The 3,091-nt window shown below is 44.0% G+C and carries 4 protein-coding genes; 1 reads left to right on the top strand and 3 read right to left on the bottom strand.

Going from position 1 to position 3,091, the window contains the following annotated elements; translation table 11 throughout:
- Positions 1-74 precede the first annotated feature (74 nt).
- On the top strand, positions 75-896 hold the full coding sequence (locus IBX40_12335) for a hypothetical protein (GenBank protein MBE0525097.1): 822 nt from the start codon (positions 75-77) through the stop codon (positions 894-896).
- A gap of 70 nt (positions 897-966) precedes the next feature.
- On the opposite strand, the gene IBX40_12330 is transcribed toward IBX40_12335, so the two are convergent.
- Genes IBX40_12330 through IBX40_12320 form a run of 3 tightly spaced genes read right to left on the bottom strand, consistent with a single transcriptional unit; the run spans position 967 to position 3,079 of the window.
- Positions 967-2,502, bottom strand: coding sequence for a VWA domain-containing protein (locus IBX40_12330; GenBank protein MBE0525096.1), 1,536 nt, complete (start codon positions 2,500-2,502; stop codon positions 967-969).
- Positions 2,441-2,590 carry a hypothetical protein gene (locus tag IBX40_12325; GenBank protein MBE0525095.1) on the bottom strand — a complete coding sequence of 50 codons (150 nt, stop codon included), beginning with the start codon at positions 2,588-2,590 and terminating at the stop codon, positions 2,441-2,443. The genes IBX40_12330 and IBX40_12325 overlap by 62 nt, the downstream gene beginning before the upstream one ends.
- Before the next feature lie 9 nt (positions 2,591-2,599).
- Positions 2,600-3,079 (bottom strand): hypothetical protein, encoded by a 480-nt coding sequence (locus tag IBX40_12320; protein ID MBE0525094.1) that lies wholly within the window; start codon positions 3,077-3,079, stop codon positions 2,600-2,602.
- Between the last annotated feature and the right edge of the window lie 12 nt (positions 3,080-3,091).

Genomic DNA, 3,091 nt, shown 5'->3' with positions numbered 1-3,091 from the left:
TTAGTGAATATCAAGTTACTAAAGAGATTACAAAAGAAGAATATTATAAATAATGAGACACACAGGAATTTGATATGATAAAAGAAGACATACTTCCATATCCAAGAAATCCAAATGCTGTTTACAATCATTTAGCAGATATTGTTATTGCAAATAAAAGTAAATTATGGAAAGGGAAAATATTGGATGTTCAACCTTTTTTTAATGATTATAAAAACATCCTTATTACTCCTGATGACGAATTATATGTTCAATTTAATTGTCATCTAATCTATCGTTCAAGTACTCAAATGAATGAAGCTTGCAATAAATTGTGGGCTACGGCAGAACTTTATTATCATTTAATGAATGGTGGTTCAAGACTGTGTAATGATTTCAACTCTGGTTTTTTACCAGGTTCAACTGTAGGGACACTTTATTATGCTGCAATGTCTTCATTGATTGGGATATTGACTTTGTTCGGTGTATGTCCTATACGTGAGAAAAATAAAAACTATAATATAATTAGGACTTCAAAAGGATTTATGATTCAAAAACGAGAAGAATATCTTAAATCCATTTTTGGAACCTGTCCCAATGGATGGCATGAACAATTTTTATTAATGTACTCGGAATTTCATAAACATGGGTTGGATCTTCCGCCGATCGATATAAAGGATATTTATCTATTAAAGTCGGACCGTGTATACTTTGATTATGGTATTCTAGCAAAACCTACAATGAAAAATACTTTCGGTGAAGATCATTATTTTAAACATTTACGGAAAGTTGTTGACATGTTAGAGATTGGTATTAATTGTTTAAAAAATGTTGATGAACCCATCGAAAATGGATGTGACAAGCGATTCAATTCACTCAAAAAATCCTTGCCAAATCTTTTTGAAAAATATGAATAATACCATCAGAGTATAACTATAGAGCATCAGCCCTGATGCCATTTCCAATCCGGTCGGTCGTTGACAACACTCATACTCCCTGGAAGATCTCAACTGCGCTGTCCACAGTCAGATCCATAACCGTGGATACCTGGTCACTGAAACTGTCCACGGTCTCATTGCTTTGCACCATCTCAACAAGAACAGAGTGTATCCTGGTTTCCTTCTCTGCCTTGCGCCTCACAAACTCCTGGAGCCATTCATCAGATACGCCACAATGACCGTCAGTGACAAACACGATATCTGCCTTCTTAAACTCAGTTTTCTCAATCAGCTCTATAGCAGCATTGAGCGGTTTCTCAAAATCCGTCCCGCCGTTTAAGAAATATTCTGCAATCTGGATGACCTTATCTATGATGTTCTGCTCACCCTTATGGACCTCAATGATCTCCAGCGGGTCAGATTCTGATCCGAAGAAGATTACGGCAAATGCCCGTTTCTGCATCTGTGCGATCTCCAGCAGTGCTAGAGCAACTGCCTTAGCCCAGAGTTCGTTATCTCCACCCATTGAGCCCGAACTATCCACGCAACATACGATCGGACCCTTCCCTGCTTTCTCCCTGCCTCTAAGCTGGTACTGCAGTAACTGGCCTTCTGTGAACTTGCGCTGGAACTGTTTCTTTAGCAGCGGATGGCGCAGGTTCACCAGTTCCGAGGGTAACACTTTCTCCAGGTCACTGCCTGTTTCCATATCATGAACCTCATCCAGGCCGTGATTGATCTTGGTCTTCTGGCTGTGGATAGCCATGCGCCTGAACCGTCCCAGCATCCCGGCCAGCTTTTTGAGCTTATCCTTTCCGGCAAGTTTCTGGGCGAGTTCTAGCCTCTGCTCTGCAGGGAGCTGAGTCAATTGTCCTGGCTCGGTTCCCCAGGCTTCCATGAGTTCAGAGGTTTCCTTGACATCCCGGATCGCATCCAGTTCTGCAGATCTCATGGCCTGCCTGATCTTCTGCTGCGAGCCTGCCATATTCTTCTCAGCCTGCGCCTGCATCTTTTCAAGTTTTTTCTGCGTTGTACCGGCTTTAGCCTGTGCCTGATTTGCCTTATCCTGCAGGTCCTTAGCCTGTGGTGTGCCTCTGGCCTTTTTGGCAATATCCAGCAGGCTGTCAGCTTTGTCACAGGCATTCTGGCAGGTAACTTCCTGCTGAGCCAGTTTATTGGCTTCCTCTGCCTGTTCCTTAAGTTCGGTTTTGATAGTCTCAGTCAGCTTGTTTGCTATCGTGACCGTGGCCAGTGCGCTGTTCACTTCATCCAGTTTCGTGTACTGCCGCAGGTGGTTATACTGGTCGGTCTCTGTAGCCTTGTTCACCAGGCTGTGGTTGAACCTGTGCGAACTCTTGAGCTGGTTAGGCTCCCGTACCTTCGGGCTGTACTTATACAGGCTGTTGAACATATCCTGCATGAGCGGCGGGAATGTATTGAGTTCCCGGGTGCCTTTTTCCTGTGCGTCAAGTAAAGCCTGCGCATTATCCTTCATTGACAAAAACGTGTCTTTGTCAAATGCGTCATGCTCCACTACCTGGGTTTCCTGTGGTATTGCCTGGCTGAGTATTGATCTTTGCATCATATTCACTCTCCGGGGAAGATAAGATCACGGCCATGTGCCGGTCTACTTTATCGAGCATGGCCTGCACTTTATCTCTGATTATCTTCATGCGCTGCAGTCAGGCAGGATCGAGTCCGCCTTCCGCTATGGCCTCTTTCATTATCTGCGGGATCCTGACCAGTTCCTCGAGATCCTTAAGCTGCCGGTGTACTTCCTGTTCGGCAGCCTCATTTCGCAGGTGCTCGATGAGTGTCTTATTCTTGTTGATCGTCTGCCTGGCCTCTGTTATCAGTTCCTCATCCGAAAAGCCCGCTTCGTAATCGTACCTGTCATACGTGCCGGCCTGAATGTCTTTTATCACGGCTTCATGGCTTTGGATCGTGCTCTCGGAATATTCTATCATGTTACCAGCAATAATTTCATCTATGGGATGCCTGTCATGAGCTACATAACTCGGTTCCATATGTGTGTATGTGGTATGGTTCCTTATTTCAAGGTCTCTAACTGCCTGTTCTACCAGTTCCTTGTGATAACGGTAGTTGTAATGGTATGAATAATCGGAGATCTCATTAATCAACAGGATCTGGCTATTACCCATAGGTCCTATCCT

The sequence above is a fragment of the Methanosarcinales archaeon genome (genome assembly GCA_014859725.1).
Lineage (GTDB): Archaea > Halobacteriota > Methanosarcinia > Methanosarcinales > Methanocomedenaceae > Kmv04.
The sequence above is the reverse complement of the archived record's forward strand: the minus strand, read 5'-3'. Positions and strand labels throughout refer to the sequence as shown.

Bases quoted from the DNA above. Each gene is read 5' to 3' on its own strand.
- IBX40_12320 (MBE0525094.1), bottom strand. From the start codon at position 3,079: ATGGGTAATAGCCAGATCCTGTTGATTAATGAGATCTCCGATTATTCA.
- IBX40_12325 (MBE0525095.1), bottom strand. From the start codon at position 2,590: ATGAAGATAATCAGAGATAAAGTGCAGGCCATGCTCGATAAAGTAGAC.
- IBX40_12330 (MBE0525096.1), bottom strand. From the start codon at position 2,502: ATGATGCAAAGATCAATACTCAGCCAGGCAATACCACAGGAAACCCAG.
- IBX40_12335 (MBE0525097.1), top strand. From the start codon at position 75: ATGATAAAAGAAGACATACTTCCATATCCAAGAAATCCAAATGCTGTT.